Consider the following 15,498-nt stretch of genomic DNA (forward strand, 5'->3'; position numbering starts at 1 on the left):
GCTGAAAGGAGGCATGTAACATGTCCGAGACCTTCAAAGGCAAATCCACATCGCGGCGCGGGTTTCTGCGCGGGGCGGCAGCGGCGGGGGCCGGTGCGCTTGCGGCCGGTGCGGCCAAGGCGGCCACGCCCGATCCGTTGATCACCGAGCCACAGCCCTGGGCGCAGGGCCTTGGCGAAGGCGTTGACGTCACGCCCTATGGCCTGCCGATCCAGTTTGAAAACGACGTGGTGCGGCGCAATGTTGACTGGCTGACGGCGGATACGATCAGCTCGATCAACTTTACGCCGATCCATGCGCTTGATGGCACGATCACGCCGCAGGGCTGTGCGTTTGAGCGGCACCATTCCGGCGCGATCGAGCTTGCCAAGGAAGATTACCGCCTGATGATCAACGGGCTTGTCGATACCCCGCTGGTGTTTAGTTATGCAGATCTTGAGCGGTTCCCGCGCGAAAACCACGTCTATTTCTGTGAATGTGCGGCCAATACCGGGATGGAATGGGCCGGCGCACAATTGAACGGCGCGCAGTTCACCCATGGCATGATCCACAACATGGAATATACCGGCGTGCCGCTGCGCACGATCCTGGAAGAGGCGGGCGTCAAGACCGAGGGTAAATGGGTTTACGTCGAGGGCGCCGATGCGTCGTCGAACGGGCGCTCTATTCCGATGGAAAAGGCGCTTGATGACGTGCTTGTCGCGTTCAAGGCCAATGGCGAGGCGTTGCGCAAGGAACACGGATACCCTGTGCGTCTTGTCGTGCCCGGCTGGGAAGGCAATATGTGGGTCAAGTGGCTGCGCCGGATCGAAGTGACCGATGCCGCCGTGCAGAGCCGCGAAGAAACCAGCAAATACACCGACACATTGGAAGACGGCACCAGCCGCAAATGGACATGGGAGATGGATGCGAAATCTGTCGTGACATCGCCCAGCCCGCAAGCGCCCATCACTCACGGAACCGGGCCTTTGGTGATCTCCGGCCTGGCATGGTCAGGTCGGGGAGCCATCACACGGGTGGATGTATCCAAGGACGGCGGCAAGACATGGGAAACCGCCCGCCTTGCCAAGCCCGGCGAGAAAATGGCGCTGACGCGGTTCTATCTTGATACCACGTGGGACGGCACAGAGATGCTGTTGCAGAGCCGCGCCATGGACGAGACCGGCTATGTTCAGCCGACCAAGACACAGCTGCGCGAGGTGCGTGGACTCAACTCGATCTATCACAACAATTGCATTCAGACATGGTGGGTCAAGCCCAACGGGGAGGCAGAGAATGTCGAAGTTTCTTAAATTCACCCTTGCCGCCGGCTTTGCCATCAGTGCCACCGCCGTTTTTGCCGGGGAATTTGGTCTTGGCCGCCCCGCGCTGCCCGAGGAAATCGCGGCGTGGGATGTCAAGGTAATGCCCGATGGGCGCGGTTTGCCTGAAGGGTCGGGCGATGTCTGGACCGGCGACGAGGTGTTTTCGGAGAATTGCGCCGTCTGTCACGGGGATTTCGCCGAAGGTGTCGGCAATTGGCCTAAACTTGCCGGGGGCTGGGATACGCTTGACCACGAAGATCCGCTCAAGACGGTCGGGTCATACTGGCCCTATCTTTCGACGGTCTGGGATTACGTCAACCGCTCGATGCCGTTTGGCAATGCGCAAAGCCTGAGCGCTGACGAGGTTTACGCCATCACTGCCTATATCCTTTATTCCAACAATCTCGTGGATGAGGACTTTACCCTGAGCCACGAGAATTTCACCGAGGTCGAGATGCCCAATGCCGATGGCTTTATCGTCGATGACCGCGCCGAGACCGAATATCCAAAATGGACGGGCGAGCCTTGCATGGAAAACTGCAAGGAAGAGGTCAAGATCACCATGCGCGCCCGCGTGCTTGACGTGACCCCGGATGTGGAAGAGGCCGAAGCGGCCCCGGTTGAGGCAGAGCCGGTTGCGGTTGCTGTTGCAGAACCGGAGCCCGCGCCGGAACCCGAAGTTGCCGCCGTCGATCCGGCGCTGATTGAAGCCGGTGAAAAGGTGTTCAAGAAATGCAAGGCTTGCCATCAGGTGGGCGAAGGTGCCAAGGATCGGGCCGGGCCACAGCTTAACGGTGTCATGGGCCGTGCGGCCGGGTCTGTCGAGGGGTTCAAGTATTCAAAGGCGCTCAAGGCCAAGGCCGACGAGGGGCTGGTGTGGAACGAAGAGACTATTTCGGCGTTTTTGGCCAATCCGCGCGGTTACATGAAAGGCACGAAAATGGGTTTTGCAGGGCTTAAATCCGAGGAAGATCAGGCCGCGATTGCCGCTTATCTGTCCAGCTTCGCCGACTAGGGGCTGATCATGCCCCAACGGTTTCTAACCCTCGTCCTTGCCGTGATTTTCGCGGCAGGGACAGCGCGGTCAGAGGCCATCGGTGACGCCGAGGCCGGGGCCGGAATTTTTGAAATGTGCAGCGGCTGTCATGAGATCGGCAAGGGCGCGCAAGACGCCATCGGGCCGCATCTTAACGGGTTGTTCGGACGGCCCGCCGCCGCGCACGACGGTTTTGCCTATTCCGCCTCGATGAAGCGCGCAGGCGTTGACGGGCTGGTCTGGGATTTGTCGCGGCTTGATGCCTATATAGCCAATCCGCGTGCATTGGTGTCGAAAACCCGGATGAGCTTTGACGGGTTGGACGATGCTCAAGAGCGCGCCGATCTTCTGGCCTATCTGCGCCGGTTTTCCGACAATCCGCAGAACATCCCCGAGGCGGCGCCAACCGCGCGTGGCACGGACCATTCCGTTGCACCCGAAATTCTCGCGCTTCAGGGCGACCCGGAATATGGCGAATACCTAAGCAGCGAATGCGTAAGTTGCCATCAGATCGACGGCAGCGCCAACGGCATTCCGTCGATCACACATTGGCCAGAAGATGATTTCGTGGTTGCCATGCACGCCTATAAGGCGAAACTACGCTCGCATCCGGTGATGCAGATGATGGCCGGGCGGCTTTCAAACGAAGAGATTGCCGCACTTGCGGCCTATTTCGGGGCCCTCGACTAAATCGAGGGCGTTTAAGGGAGGAAAAGTGATGAAGTTGAACCGACGCAAGTTTATTGGAGCGGGGGCGGCTGCGGCTGCGACCTTGTCTGCACCGGCGGTTTTGGCCGATGGCCATGGCAAACCGCGGGTGGTGGTGATCGGCGGCGGGGCAGGGGGGGCCACCGTGGCGCGCTATCTCGCCAAGGACAGCAAGGGCGCGATTGACGTTACTCTTGTCGAACCATCGCGCAGCTATTTCACCTGCTTCTTTTCCAACCTCTATATCGCGGGCTTTACCGATCTTGAGGATATCTCGCATACCTATGGCACGCTGGCGGCCAAATACGGGATCAACGTGGTGCATGACTGGGCGATTGACGTGGATCGCGCGGGCAAGACCGTGACCCTCGCCGGCGGCGCGCAGCTGTCTTATGACAAGCTTATCCTGAGCCCGGGCATTGATTTCGTCGAAGACGCCGTGCCGGGTTGGAGTGTGGCCGCGCAGAACGTCATGCCACATGCCTATAAGGCCGGATCGCAGAGCGAGCTTTTGAAAGCGCAGATCGCGGCGATGCCGGAGGGCGGCACCTTTGCGATGGTCGCGCCGCCCAACCCCTATCGCTGTCCGCCGGGCCCTTATGAGAGGGTGTCGATGGTGGCACATGTTCTCAAGCAGATCAACCCGAGCGCCAAGATTCTCGTGATCGACCCGAAGGAAAAGTTTTCCAAGCAGGGGCTGTTCGAGGAGGGCTGGCAAAGTCACTATACCGGCATGATCGAGCGGATCGGCCCGGATTTTGGCGGCACCAATGTGTCGGTCAATCCCGATGATATGACGATTGATATCGACGGGATGGTCGAAAAGGTCGACGTCTGCAACGTGATCCCGGCGCAAAAGGCCGGGCGGATTGCCGATATTGCCGGTGTCACCGATGGCAATTGGGTGCCGGTCAATGCCGCCGATCTATCGACCAAGGTCGACCCGGATGTGCATGTGCTTGGCGATGCGGCCGCGCAGGGCGACATGCCCAAATCGGGCTTTGCCGCCAACAGTCAGGCCAAGGTCTGTGCCATGGCGGTGCGCGGAGCATTGACCGGGTCCAAGGTGTTCCCGGCCAAGTTTACCAATACCTGCTGGTCGCTGATTGATACCGATGATGGCGTCAAGGTGGGCGCAACCTATGAGGCGACGGCCGAGAAGATCGCCAAGGTCGACGGGTTCATTTCGCAAAACGGCGAAGATGCCGCGACGCGCAAGGCGACCTATGAGGAATCGATTGGCTGGTACGCAGGCATCACCGCCGACATGTTCGGCTAGGCGCTTGCGGGCGCCGATTTTCACCCAAGGAGAGAGACCATGAAACAGACAGTTTTTGCCGCGATACTCGGAATGATGGCTGTTCCGGCCATGGCGCAAGAGGTTGTGACCACGCCCTTTAACGGCAGCTTTGAGGATGCCACCTTTGCAGTGGAAAACGCCATTGTCGGCGAGGGGCTTGTGATTGATTTCACAAGCCATGTTGGCGAGATGCTGAACCGCACTGGCGCCGATGTGGGCAGCGACGTCAAGATCTTCGATGCCGCCGACATCTTTCTGTTCTGCTCGGCGCAGGTGTCGCGCGAGGTGATGGAGGTCAACCCGATGAACATCGCCCATTGTCCTTATAGCATTTTCGTGGCCGACCGGGATGGCGAGGTGGTGATCGGCCATCGCACCTATCCAGAGGGCGAGATGCAGAAGGTCGAGGCGCTTTTGGACGGTATCGTGAAAAGCGCGCTGGAATAGGGTCTGTTTGCGCGGGGCTTGACGCAGGTCAAGGTCTTTTCGCCCGAACCGGGCTATCCCATGACGTGGATGGCAAAAGGGGCCTCGGATGCTTGAAGGCTTGATCGACAGGTTTGGCGATGGCGCAGTCCTGATGATGGCAGGGGCGCTTGTCGGGGTGATCTTTGGCGCGGCGGCGCAACACTCGCGGTTTTGTCTGCGCGCGGCCTCGATTGAGCTGGCGACGGGCCTCTTTGGGCCGCGGCTTTCGATCTGGCTGATCGCCTTTTCCGCCGGGGTGATGGCGGTGCAGGGGATGATCGCGTTTGGCCTGCTTGACGTCAACGAGGCGCGCCCGCTTGCCGCCACCGGAAGCATGTCTGGCGCGATCATCGGCGGGCTGATGTTTGGCACCGGCATGATCCTTGCGCGCGGCTGTGCCAGCCGGTTGCTGGTCTTGTCGGCCACGGGAAATCTGCGGGCCATTGTCACCGGTCTTGTTCTGACGCTGGTCGCGCAATCGGCCTTGCGCGGGGTTCTGGCCCCGGTGCGCGAGGCGCTTGGCGGGCTCTGGCTGGTGCCTGGCGGCGAGGCGCGCAATATCCTGTCGCATCTTGGTATGGGTCCGGGGCTGGCGGCGGGTATTGCCGGGCTGGTTCTGCTGGCGGCTCTGTGGCTTGCGCATATGCGCGGTGTGCGCGCGAGCCATGCGATTGCCGGGGTCTTTGTCGGGCTTGCCGTCGGCTTTGGCTGGCTGGCGACCTATATGATTGCGCAGACCTCGTTCGAGGTGGTGGCGATTTCGTCGGTGACCTTTACCGGCCCGTCGGCGGATACGTTGATGGGGCTGGTCAACAGCACGAGCTTGCCGCCTGGGTTCGGGGTCGGGCTTGTGCCGGGGGTGTTTGTCGGCGCGGCGGGCATGGCCATCGCGACGCGTGAATGGATGATCGAACGCTTTGGCCCCGATACCCCGATGGAGCGTTACCTTGTCGGCGCGGCCCTGATGGGGTTTGGCAGCATGCTTGCGGGCGGCTGTGCCGTGGGCGCGGGCATGTCGGGAGGCGCGATTTTCGCGCTGACCGCTTGGGTCGCGGTGTTCTGCATGTGGATCGGCGCGATGGCCACGCATCTTGTGATGGGGCGCGGCGCGGTCCCGGTTGCGACCACCTGAGCGAGGCTGCACGTAGGGTGGGTGAAACCCACGCCCCTCAGCATTAAACCAGAGCAAGCGTGGGTGTTACCCACCCTACGGATCAAGGACAGGGCGCCTTATTCCCACTCCATCTGTTCATAGACCCGACCGGCGTTCTTGGTGGCGAGTTCTTCGAACGTGTCGAGGTGGGAATAGGCCGACTGATCAACGTAATAGGCATCACTCAGGTCACCGCCCTCGTCAATATGTGCCCGGATCTGGGCGCGCAGGTGTTCGAGATAGCCTTTGGTATAACGGCGGACCTGCGCCATATTGGTGGGGTGACCGTGGCCGGGGATCACATAGGTGGCGTTGAGCGCCTCGAATTCGTTATCCCAAGTCTCTAGCCAATCGGCGGTGATGGTATCGGCAAAGATCGGCAGCATGCGTTCGTGAAACGCCATGTCGCCCGAGATCACAAGGCTTTGCTCGGGCAGCCAGACCACGATATCGCCGGGGCTGTGGGCGGGGCCAAGGTGGCGCGCCTCGATGCGGAAATCACCCATTTCGACAATATATTCGTCGCTGAAGGTTTCAGTCGGGACCTGCACGGTGGTGCCCTCGGCCTTGTCGCGATTGTAGCCCTTCATCGCCTGAAGGTTGGGGCCGCCGTTCTCCTCAACTTCGTGGGCGGCATCGACATGCGCGACAATCGGCACGCCCTGTTCAGCCCAGTAGGAATTCCCAAGCGTGGCGTGGCCCTGCCCGTTTTCGTTAAACACCAGTTTTACCGGCTGGTCGGTGATGCGTTTGATCTCGTCATGCAGGGCCTTTGCCAGGGCATAGGCGGCGCTGCCGTTGATCACGACAACCCCGTCGCCGGTGACGATAAAGCTCAGGTTGTTGTTATGGCCCGAGTTTTCATAAGAGGGCGGCGCGGTGGCGCCAATCGCGGACCAGACGCCGGGGATCACCTCGACCGGTTCGTCATAGAGAAGGGAGCCCGGGTATTTATCGGCGATATTCTCGCTCGCCAGAGCAGGGGCGGCGGCAAGGGTAAGGGCAAAAAGCAGGTGTTTCATCGTCTCAAACCTCACTCAGAAAGCGATAGCTGTCGCCGCTGCGCTCGACCCGGCCAAGCCCGCCGTCGGGCAAATGAAAGCCGATCATCGCCATTTTATCCTGTGCCAGCTGATCCAAGAGCCGCTTTCGGGTCTTGATGCCGCCCTCTGCGTCCTGATCCGAGCCGCTGGCCCAATCGGGGCGCTCAAAGGCGAGGTGGCCGTTGCCAATGGCATCGCCAACGACCATCACCGATTCGCTTCCCTGACGGATTTCGAACGACATATGCCCCGGCGTATGGCCAAAGGTGGCATGCGCCATCACACCGGAAAGCACCTCTTGGCCGTCGCTGAAAAAGCTGACCTGATCCTCAATCGCGGCAAGGCGGCGGGCGGCGCCGACGGCAAAGCTCGCGCGTTCTTCGCCAATGGTGGTTACGGTGTCGGGATCGGTCCAATAGTCCCATTCCCGCTGGCCGATCATGTAGCCTGCATTGGCAAAGACCAGATCGTCGAAATCATCCAGCACCCCCCAGAGGTGATCAGGGTGGCCATGGGTAAAGACCACGTCGGTGACATCATCGGGCGCCACGCCAAGAGCATCCAGCGTATCCACCAGATCGCCGGCACTGGGCATGAAGCCGCTGCCCGATCCTGCATCGAACAGAACGGTGCGATCGCCATCCTGAAGCAGGGTAACATTGCACGGCGGGTGCATCACGTCGCCGATGATCGCGTATTTTTCAAGGATCGGGGCAGTCTCGGCGGCGGGCAGATTACCAAGCAGAAACGATTTTGGCAGCACGAGGTGACCGTCGCTTACGGTGGTGATCGTGGCCGTGCCAAGCGTCATCTGGTCGGCAGCAAATGTCATGCGTGGCGCGCCAAGGAACGCCGTTGCCCCAAGGCCGCAAAGAACCTGTCGTCTGGTCGGTGTCATCCGCTTTCCCCCATCTATTCGAATTTATGAATATGACCACAGGCAGGGGCCGAAAGACAAGGATTATTTTGCGGGGGTCTTGGTTGAAATGCGGCTCTGTTTCCTGCTGATTTCCGGATTGTGATGGGTTACCTTGGCCAGAGCACCGAGATTTAAAAAGGCACCTTTCGCAACATGGATACCCAACAGCCCGCCTATTTGACAACCAAAGAGGTGGCCGATCTTTTGCGTGTGAAAGAGCGCAAGGTTTACGATCTGGTCGCCGCCGAAGAGATCCCGCATCGCAAGATCACCGGCAAGCTGTTGTTTCCGGCGGCTGAGCTGACCGCGTGGATCGAGGGCTCTGGTGCGGTGGTGAGCGGCGAGCGACCGGCGGTTGTGACCGGCTCGCATGATCCGCTTCTGGATTGGGCGTTGCGTGAATGCGGGGCGGGACTGGCGACGCTTTTGAACGGAAGCCGCGACGGGCTTGCCTGTTTTGCGCAGGGGCAGGCGGCGGTTGCGGGCCTGCATATCCCGGATGAGCAGGGGTGGAACATCGCGGCGGTTGAGGCCGCTGGTCTGGAAAATTGCGCGCTGATCGGCTGGGCGCTGCGCGCGCGCGGTCTTATCTTGTCGGAGGCTGCGGCCAGCGACGTGCGCGGCGTTGGCGATTTGCGCGGCAAGCGGGTGATCCTGCGCCAGCCCGGTGCCGGTGCGGCGGCGCTGTTTCAGCGGTTGATGGCCGAGGCGGGATTGCGCGACGAAGATATCGTGGCGCAGGCCGGCCTTGCCCATACTGAAAGCGATGCTGCCGCCGCGATTGCGGCAGGCGAGGCCGACGCGACGCTTGGCATCAAGGCGATGGCGAAACAGTTTCACCTGCCGTTCGTGCCGCTTGTGGACGAGCGCTTTGATCTGCTGATTGACCGGCGGTCTTATTTCACCGAGCCGGTGCAAAGCCTGTTGCGCTTTGCCCAGAGCGAGGCTTTTGCTGCCAAGGCCGGGGCGCTTGGCGGCTATGATATCGGCGATCTCGGGCGCGTGCGCTGGATCTCGAAATAGGGCCTCTTTGGCCTAGCCCGCGTTCGGGAAGAACAGCTGTTGGCCGTCGACCTTGTAGTCGGCAATCGCGGCTTGGCCCTCGTCCGACAGAACCCAGTCGATGAAGGTCTGGCCAGCCTCGGCCTTGACGTTTTCATGCATCTCGGGGTTCACGAGGATGATGCCATATTGGTTGAACATCTTCGCGTCGCCCTCGACCGCGATTTGATAATCACCCTTGTTGCCAAAGGCGATCCAGGTGGCGCGGTCGGTCATGATATAGGCGCCCATGGCGGTGCCGGTGTTGAGGGTCGCGCCCATGCCCGAGCCGGTTTCGCGATACCAATCCCCGGAGGCGGCGCGTGCGTCGATGCTGGCTTCGCCCCAAAGCCGCAGCTCGGCCTTGTTGGTGCCGCTGTCATCGCCGCGCGAGGCAAAGGGCGCCTCGGCCTCGGCAATGCGCGTAAGGGCGGCCACCACATCGGACATGCCGGCAACACGGGCGGGGTCGGCGGGCGGGCCGACGATGACAAAGTCGTTGTACATCACGTCAAAGCGGGCAACACCGTGGCCCTGGGAGACGAATTTTTCCTCGGCGGGCTTGGCATGCACGAAGAGGACATCACCATCGCCATTGGCGGCGTTCTTGATCGCCTGCCCGGTGCCGACGGCGACAACGCGCACCTCAATCCCGGTCTTTTCGGTAAAGATCGGCAGGATATGATCGAACAGGCCGGAATTCTGGGTCGAGGTGGTTGATTGCACCACGATAAAGCTGTCCTCGGCCTGTGCCGTGCCGCTTAGACCAAGGGCCAGAAGGGTGGATGCGGCAAGCGAAAGAAGGTGACGTCTGATCATTGAAAAGCTCCGTGATCTGGTGGGATTTGAGATTAGGGTGCGGTGTACAGTCGCCCTTCAAGCCAGGCCTTGGTCGAGGGTGCCTGTGGCGCGGCCAGAACGTCTTGCAGGGGGCCGTCCTCGGCCAGGGTGCCGTTCTGAAGAAAGATGACATCATCGCCCATGCGCCGCGCCTGTCCAAGATCATGGGTGACCATGACGATGCTGACGCCGCGGGCATGGGCGGCGTTTATCAGATCCTCGATCGCGTGGGTCGAGGCCGGATCAAGGCTTGAGGTCGGTTCATCAAGGAACAAAAGCCGGGGTTCGCCGACAAGGGCGCGCGCCAGGGCAAGGCGTTGCTGTTCGCCCCCAGACAAGACCCGCGCGGGGCGGCGCGCCAAATCGGTGAGCCGGGCAAGCTCAAGCGCCTCGGCGGCCTTGGCGGCGCGCGCGGCCCCGGTGACGCCGCGCACTGTGAGGGCGAATTTGAGGTTTGCCAGAACCGAGCGGCGCAGCATGACAGGACGCTGAAACACCATCGCCTGTGCGTCGCGCGCGGCGCGGTCAAGCGGGCCACCCTGCCAGAGAACCGCGCCGGTCGTGGGCGCGATAAGCCCGTGCAGAAGGCGTAGCAAAACGCTTTTGCCGGCGCCATTCGGGCCCATGATCAGGGTGCGTCGACCGGGGCGGATTGCAAGCGTCAGATCATCAATCAGCCGTTTGCCGCCCGCATCAAACGACAGCCCCTGACAGGCAAGCAAGGCGGGCGCTGTGGCGCTATCGGGGATGGTCATATCAAGGGTCATGTCACGCATAGGCCGCCCGCACCGCAGAGGCCCGAAGCGCCATCACGAGGGCATTCACGATCACCGCAATCGCCAACAGCAACAGCCCAAGCGCGAGGGCGAGTTCAAGGTTTCCCTTCGAGGTTTCAAGCGCGATGGTGGTGGTCATCACGCGGGTCACATGGTTGATATTGCCGCCCACGATCAGCACCGCGCCAACCTCGGCCACGGCGCGGCCAAACCCGGCGAGGGCGACGGTCAAAAGGCTATAGCGCGCATCCCAGAGCAGCGCCGCGATGCGATCAAACGCGCCGACACCAAGCGAGGCGAATTGCTCGCGATATTCAGCGTGCAGATCCTCGACCACCTGCTTGGTGAGCGCCGCTATGATCGGCGTCACAAGGATGGTCTGCGCGATGATCATCGCCGTGGGCGTATAGAGCAGTTGCAACACCCCAAGCGGCCCCGAGGCCGAGAGCATCAGGTAGACCACAAGCCCGACCACGACCGGCGGCAGGCCCATCAGAGCGTTGAGCAAAACGGTGAGCACGCCACGGCCCGGAAAGCGGAAGGCGCCAACCATCGCGCCAAGCGGCAGGCCGATCAGGCAGGAAATCACCACCGCCGTGAGGGTCACGCGCAGCGACAGCATCACGATTTCGCTCAGGTCCCGATCCCACGTCAGGATCAGGCCAAGCGCTTCGGTCAGGATGTCAGTCAGGCTGAACACGTGCGTTTTCTCCCCTTGTAGGGAAAAAATACACAATTATGCATATCAATCCAGTCCAAAGCGAAAGGACGGGGTGATTTATCCTGGATTGGTCCGCAGCCGCCAGATTTTGAGGGGTTGGACAAGCTGTTGACCGTCCGGGCCGGTGACCACGTTTTTGGCGAAAAGCCGGGCAAGCTCGGGGCGCAGGGCCTCGGCCAGGGCGCGGCGGGCGGGATCGACCGCGGCGAGATAGTCGATGAAGGCCTCAAGGTCTGGCATCGGCGTCGCGCGCTCATAAACAACCGGCGCGGGGCCGGTGGCGAGGCCTTGGGCCAGAAGGTCATCAATCGCGCGCTGCGCCGCTTCGCGAATCGTCGTTTCATCTTCGATCGGGCGCATGACCTCGAAGAACGAGCCCTTTGCCAGTGGCTCGACCACAATCACCTCGCCATTCGGGCGCAACACGCGCAACGCCTCTTGCAGGGCGGCAGGCATGGCGGGCACAGGGACGTGGTGCAGGGAGTTGAGGAATATCGCCGCATCAAAGCTGGCGGGCGCAAAGGGGATCGCCTCTGCCCCGGCGGTGACGAAGGTGGCGTCGGGGACGCGCGCGGTGGCGGCGGCAATGGCCCCGGCACTTGGGTCAATGCCGGTCATGCGAAACCCGTCGCGTGAAAGGCTCTTGGCAAGCGCGCCATGACCACAGCCAATATCCAGCACATCGCGCGCGCCAATCTCTTGCAGGCTGGCCACGATGCGCGCGCGGGTGTCGTAGGGGTTACTCATCGGCGGGGCCAAACTCGGCAAAGAGGGCCTCGGTATGCGCCCCAAGCCCCGGCACCGCGCCCAGATCGGGCAGGGTGGCATTGACGAGCGCGCCGGGGGCGAGCATGCGGACCGGGCCGCTTGGGGTATCGACCTCGACATAGCGGTTCTGGGGGTGCTGGGCGAGATCCTCCATCGTGCTGACGCGGCCATAGGCGATGCGTGCATCGCGCAACCGCTCGGCCATGTCGTCACGGGTGCAGGCGGCAAAGACCGGCGCGATGACCGCATCAAGCGCGGCGCGATTGGCGACGCGGCTGGAATTGCTGTCAAAGCGCGGATCGCTGGCAAGACCCGGCTGGCCCAGAATATCGGCGCAGAAAATGGCCCATTCGCGTTCGTTCTGGATCGAGACAAGCACCTCTTTGTCGTCGCTGCCCATATAGGTGCCATAGGGCGCAATAGTGGGATGGTTGAGCCCGCTGCGCGGCGGGGTTTTGCCGCCATAGGCATATTGCAGATAGGGCACGTTCATCCAGTCGCCGAGCGCGTGAAACAGCGAGACCGCGATATGACGGCCCGCGCCGGTTTGGCTGCGTCCGATCAGCGCCAGAAGCACCGATTGAAAGGCGGTCATGCCGGCCGCGATGTCACAGACCGACACCCCGGTCCGCGCAGAGCCGTGGGTGTTGCCGGTGATCGACGACAGCCCGCTTTCGGCCTGCACCAAAAGGTCATAGGCCTTGAGATCGCGCAATGGCCCCTCTTCGCCATAGCCCGAGATCGACACCGTGATAAGCCGGGGATAGCGGGCGCGCAAATCGGCGGGGGCAAAGCCAAGCCGGTCAATCGCGCCCGGCGCAAGGTTCTGGATAAACACATCGGCGCGCGCCAGCATCGCCTCCATCACCGCGCGATCCGCGTCCTGGCGCAGGTCAAGGCAGATCGATTCCTTGCCGCGATTGAGCCAGACGAAATAGGCGCTTTCGCCGTGAACAAGGTGATCATAGCCACGGGCGAAATCGCCCTCGGGGCGTTCGACCTTGATTACCCGCGCGCCCGCCTCGGCCAGACGGCCCGAGACGTAAGGCGCGGCGACCGCCTGTTCGACGGAGACAACGAAAATGCCAGAGAGATCAGGGGTCATGCGGGCCTCGTTTCGGTCAGGATTTGAATGGCCTAGATCGTGCGCCCGCCATCGACCTCAAGCACGACGCCGGTGATGAAATCGGCCTCGTCCGAGGCGAGGTAAAGCGCCGCATTGGCAATGTCACGCGGCGTTGACATGCGCCCCAGAGGAATGCCTGCAATAAAGGCCGCGCGGTTTTCCGGCGTGTCTGGCATGCCCATGAACTGTTCCAGAAGGGCGGTGGCGCCGATCACCGGGGCGATGCAATTGACGCGGATGCCGTCGGGGGCGAGCTCTGCGGCAAGGCTTCGTGACATCAGGTTGACCGCGCCCTTGGTCGAATTGTACCAGGTCAGGCCGGGGCGCGGGCGAATGCCGGCGGTCGAGCCGATGTTGATCATCACGCCGTTGCCCTGTGCGCGCCAGAGCGGAACACAGGTCTTGGTCATGTGAAAGATCGAGGTGACATTGACGTCGTAAAGCTTGCGAAAGGTTGCCTCGTCGGTTTCCATCAGCGGGCGGTTGGCGTTTGACCAGCCGGCGTTGTTTACCACGATATCAAGGCGGCCAAAGGCGGTGTTTACCTCGGCCACGGCAGCGGCGACATCGGCACCATCCGAGACGTCACAGCGAATGGCAATCGCGCCATTGCCGATTTCCTCGGCCACTGCGCGCGCGCCCTCAAGGTTGAGATCGAGCAGGGCCACCCGCGCGCCCTCGCGGGTAAAGGTCTCGGCGATGCCCTTGCCAAAGCCCGAGGCGGCGCCTGTTACGAGGGCTGTTTTTCCGTTCAAGCGCATGTTGCGTTCCCTAGCCGTGATTGTTGATGATGGTCTTGATCTGCGAGAACTCGAACAGGGCGGCAAAGCCCTTTTCGCGCCCGTGGCCGGATTTTCGGATGCCGCCGAACGGCAATTCTATCCCGCCACCGGCACCATAACCGTTGATGAACACCTGACCACAGCGCATCGCCTTGGCGACGCGCATCTGGCGGCCACCGTCGCGCGTCCAGATGCCGGCGACAAGGCCATAGTCGGTGTCGTTTGCGATCTGGATCGCCTCGGCCTCGGTGTCGAACGGAATGGCGCAGAGGACAGGGCCGAACACCTCTTCCTGGGCAATCCGTGATTTCGGATTGACCGGTCCGAACAGGGCAGGAGCCACGTAATAGCCGGCCTTGGGCGCATCAGGGTCGATTGTGCCGCGTGCCACAAGCGGGGCGTCGGCCTGCGTGATATAGGTTTCGACGCGTTTCTTCTGTTTCGCGGAAATCAGCGGGCCGAGTACCGAATCCTCGCCCGAGGCAGAGGCGGTGACGGCGCTGAACCGCTCGGCCAGTTGGCCCATCACCTGATCATAAATCCCGCGCTGGATCAGAACGCGAGAGCCGGCCGAACAGGTCTGGCCGCCGTTTTGAATGATGGCATTGACCAGCACCGGCATCACCGCATCAAGATCGGCGTCGTCAAACACGATCTGCGGGGATTTGCCGCCAAGTTCCAGGGTACAGTTGATGTGATTGCGCGCGGCGGCGATCTGAATCATCGCGCCCACCTCGGGCGAGCCGGTGAAGGACATGAAATCGACATCAGGGTGTTCGGACAGGGCCTTGCCCGCCGTATCGCCGCGCCCGGTGACAATGTTGATCGCGCCGGGCGGAAAGCCGGCCTCCTGCGCCAGTTCGCCAAGGCGCAGCGAGGTCAAGCAGGCATCCTCGGCAGGCTTTAGGACGGCGGCATTGCCCATGGCGAGGGCGGCGGCCACAGAGCGGCCGAACATCTGCGCGGGGTAATTCCACGGGATGATATGGCCGGTCACGCCATGCGGTTCGCGCAGCACCTGCACGTTATAGCCCGCCATGAAGGGGATCACCTCGCCATGGACCTTATCGGCCCCGCCACCGTAAAATTCGAAATAGCGCGCGGCGGCGATCATATCGGCGCGCGATTGTTTGATCGGCTTACCGTTGTCGCGGGTTTCAAGCTGGGCGAGGGTTTCGACGTCCTCAAGAATGCGCAGGCTGAGGCGCAGCATCAGGCGGCCCCGTTCGGCGGCGGTCATGGCACCCCAATCGCCGGTTTGATACGCGGCGCGGGCGGCGGCAACGGCAGCATCGATATCGGCCGCGCCGGAATCGGCGATAGAGGTAAACACCTCGCCATCAATCGGCGAGCGCACGTCAAGTTCGGCACCGGACTGGGCGGGCACCCATTGGCCGCCAATCAGGTTGAGAGGTCTGGGAATGGCAAAACTTGTCATCTCGGAGGTGTCCCTTTTGGCCCGGTGCGATGTGTCCGCGCATTTAACAGGGGATTGGGCGTGCTTGACAAGCGG

The 15,498-nt window shown here is 61.9% G+C and carries 16 protein-coding genes; 7 read left to right on the top strand and 9 right to left on the bottom strand.

The window, feature by feature from the left end:
• The first annotated feature begins 20 nt into the window (after window positions 1-20).
• The 6 genes from soxC (at window position 21) to BUB78_RS05725 (ending at window position 5,948) form a co-directional block, all read left to right on the top strand.
• Window positions 21-1,292 carry a sulfite dehydrogenase gene (gene soxC / locus BUB78_RS05700; protein ID WP_073195933.1) on the top strand — a complete coding sequence of 424 codons (1,272 nt, stop codon included), beginning with the start codon at window positions 21-23 and terminating at the stop codon, window positions 1,290-1,292.
• Window positions 1,276-2,319, top strand: coding sequence for a c-type cytochrome (locus tag BUB78_RS05705; protein WP_073195936.1), 1,044 nt, complete (start codon window positions 1,276-1,278; stop codon window positions 2,317-2,319). Before soxC ends, BUB78_RS05705 begins: the two co-directional genes overlap by 17 nt.
• A gap of 9 nt (window positions 2,320-2,328) precedes the next feature.
• Window positions 2,329-3,030, top strand: a complete 702-nt coding sequence (locus BUB78_RS05710; protein WP_073195938.1) for a c-type cytochrome — start codon at window positions 2,329-2,331, stop codon at window positions 3,028-3,030.
• Between the two features lie 28 nt (window positions 3,031-3,058).
• The gene (locus BUB78_RS05715) at window positions 3,059-4,327 is read left to right on the top strand and encodes an NAD(P)/FAD-dependent oxidoreductase (RefSeq protein WP_073195940.1); all 1,269 of its coding nucleotides are present in this window, start codon (window positions 3,059-3,061) and stop codon (window positions 4,325-4,327) included.
• Between the two features lie 39 nt (window positions 4,328-4,366).
• A complete protein-coding gene (locus BUB78_RS05720) occupies window positions 4,367-4,795 on the top strand; it encodes a DUF302 domain-containing protein (RefSeq protein ID WP_073195942.1) in 429 nt (142 codons plus the stop codon).
• An 88-nt stretch (window positions 4,796-4,883) separates the two neighbouring features.
• Window positions 4,884-5,948 (top strand): YeeE/YedE family protein, encoded by a 1,065-nt coding sequence (locus BUB78_RS05725; RefSeq protein WP_073195945.1) that lies wholly within the window; start codon window positions 4,884-4,886, stop codon window positions 5,946-5,948.
• Between the two features lie 98 nt (window positions 5,949-6,046).
• On the opposite strand, the gene BUB78_RS05730 is transcribed toward BUB78_RS05725, so the two are convergent.
• Both BUB78_RS05730 and BUB78_RS05735 read right to left on the bottom strand, forming a co-directional pair.
• The gene (locus tag BUB78_RS05730) at window positions 6,047-6,991 is read right to left on the bottom strand and encodes an MBL fold metallo-hydrolase (protein WP_073195947.1); all 945 of its coding nucleotides are present in this window, start codon (window positions 6,989-6,991) and stop codon (window positions 6,047-6,049) included.
• Between the two features lie 4 nt (window positions 6,992-6,995).
• Window positions 6,996-7,910, bottom strand: a complete 915-nt coding sequence (locus tag BUB78_RS05735) for an MBL fold metallo-hydrolase (RefSeq protein WP_073195949.1) — start codon at window positions 7,908-7,910, stop codon at window positions 6,996-6,998.
• Between the two features lie 174 nt (window positions 7,911-8,084).
• On the opposite strand from BUB78_RS05735, the gene BUB78_RS05740 reads away from it, so the two are divergent.
• Complete coding sequence (locus tag BUB78_RS05740; protein WP_073195952.1) at window positions 8,085-8,954, top strand: helix-turn-helix transcriptional regulator; 870 nt, start codon at window positions 8,085-8,087, stop codon at window positions 8,952-8,954.
• 12 nt (window positions 8,955-8,966) lie between these two features.
• Here the strand turns inward: BUB78_RS05740 and BUB78_RS05745 are convergent, their stop codons facing one another.
• From BUB78_RS05745 to BUB78_RS05775, 7 genes are all read right to left on the bottom strand, one after another.
• Entirely contained in the window at window positions 8,967-9,791 is an 825-nt protein-coding gene (locus tag BUB78_RS05745; protein WP_073195953.1) for an ABC transporter substrate-binding protein, read from the bottom strand.
• Between the two features lie 32 nt (window positions 9,792-9,823).
• Window positions 9,824-10,579, bottom strand: coding sequence for an ATP-binding cassette domain-containing protein (locus tag BUB78_RS05750; RefSeq protein WP_245813367.1), 756 nt, complete (start codon window positions 10,577-10,579; stop codon window positions 9,824-9,826).
• Between the two features lies 1 nt (window position 10,580).
• Entirely contained in the window at window positions 10,581-11,288 is a 708-nt protein-coding gene (locus BUB78_RS05755) for an ABC transporter permease (RefSeq protein WP_073195955.1), read from the bottom strand.
• Window positions 11,289-11,366: 78 nt separating this feature from the next.
• Window positions 11,367-12,056 (bottom strand): class I SAM-dependent methyltransferase, encoded by a 690-nt coding sequence (locus tag BUB78_RS05760; protein ID WP_073195957.1) that lies wholly within the window; start codon window positions 12,054-12,056, stop codon window positions 11,367-11,369.
• Window positions 12,049-13,182, bottom strand: a complete 1,134-nt coding sequence (locus tag BUB78_RS05765) for a CaiB/BaiF CoA transferase family protein (protein ID WP_073195959.1) — start codon at window positions 13,180-13,182, stop codon at window positions 12,049-12,051. The genes BUB78_RS05760 and BUB78_RS05765 overlap by 8 nt, the downstream gene beginning before the upstream one ends.
• 32 nt (window positions 13,183-13,214) lie before the next feature.
• Window positions 13,215-13,964 carry an SDR family oxidoreductase gene (locus tag BUB78_RS05770; RefSeq protein WP_073195962.1) on the bottom strand — a complete coding sequence of 250 codons (750 nt, stop codon included), beginning with the start codon at window positions 13,962-13,964 and terminating at the stop codon, window positions 13,215-13,217.
• 10 nt (window positions 13,965-13,974) lie between these two features.
• Window positions 13,975-15,423, bottom strand: a complete 1,449-nt coding sequence (locus tag BUB78_RS05775; protein WP_073195964.1) for an aldehyde dehydrogenase family protein — start codon at window positions 15,421-15,423, stop codon at window positions 13,975-13,977.
• Between the last annotated feature and the right edge of the window lie 75 nt (window positions 15,424-15,498).

Source organism: Roseovarius marisflavi (assembly GCF_900142625.1).
Taxonomy (GTDB): Bacteria; Pseudomonadota; Alphaproteobacteria; order Rhodobacterales; family Rhodobacteraceae; genus Roseovarius; species Roseovarius marisflavi.

Coding starts and splice junctions, on each gene's coding strand:
- BUB78_RS05745 (WP_073195953.1), bottom strand. CDS start 9,791: ATGATCAGACGTCACCTTCTTTCGCTTGCCGCATCCACCCTTCTGGCC.
- BUB78_RS05710 (WP_073195938.1), top strand. CDS start 2,329: ATGCCCCAACGGTTTCTAACCCTCGTCCTTGCCGTGATTTTCGCGGCA.
- BUB78_RS05715 (WP_073195940.1), top strand. CDS start 3,059: ATGAAGTTGAACCGACGCAAGTTTATTGGAGCGGGGGCGGCTGCGGCT.
- BUB78_RS05720 (WP_073195942.1), top strand. CDS start 4,367: ATGAAACAGACAGTTTTTGCCGCGATACTCGGAATGATGGCTGTTCCG.
- BUB78_RS05705 (WP_073195936.1), top strand. CDS start 1,276: ATGTCGAAGTTTCTTAAATTCACCCTTGCCGCCGGCTTTGCCATCAGT.
- soxC (WP_073195933.1), top strand. CDS start 21: ATGTCCGAGACCTTCAAAGGCAAATCCACATCGCGGCGCGGGTTTCTG.
- BUB78_RS05735 (WP_073195949.1), bottom strand. CDS start 7,910: ATGACACCGACCAGACGACAGGTTCTTTGCGGCCTTGGGGCAACGGCG.
- BUB78_RS05760 (WP_073195957.1), bottom strand. CDS start 12,056: ATGAGTAACCCCTACGACACCCGCGCGCGCATCGTGGCCAGCCTGCAA.
- BUB78_RS05775 (WP_073195964.1), bottom strand. CDS start 15,423: ATGACAAGTTTTGCCATTCCCAGACCTCTCAACCTGATTGGCGGCCAA.
- BUB78_RS05765 (WP_073195959.1), bottom strand. CDS start 13,182: ATGACCCCTGATCTCTCTGGCATTTTCGTTGTCTCCGTCGAACAGGCG.
- BUB78_RS05770 (WP_073195962.1), bottom strand. CDS start 13,964: ATGCGCTTGAACGGAAAAACAGCCCTCGTAACAGGCGCCGCCTCGGGC.
- BUB78_RS05740 (WP_073195952.1), top strand. CDS start 8,085: ATGGATACCCAACAGCCCGCCTATTTGACAACCAAAGAGGTGGCCGAT.
- BUB78_RS05725 (WP_073195945.1), top strand. CDS start 4,884: ATGCTTGAAGGCTTGATCGACAGGTTTGGCGATGGCGCAGTCCTGATG.
- BUB78_RS05750 (WP_245813367.1), bottom strand. CDS start 10,579: ATGACCCTTGATATGACCATCCCCGATAGCGCCACAGCGCCCGCCTTG.
- BUB78_RS05730 (WP_073195947.1), bottom strand. CDS start 6,991: ATGAAACACCTGCTTTTTGCCCTTACCCTTGCCGCCGCCCCTGCTCTG.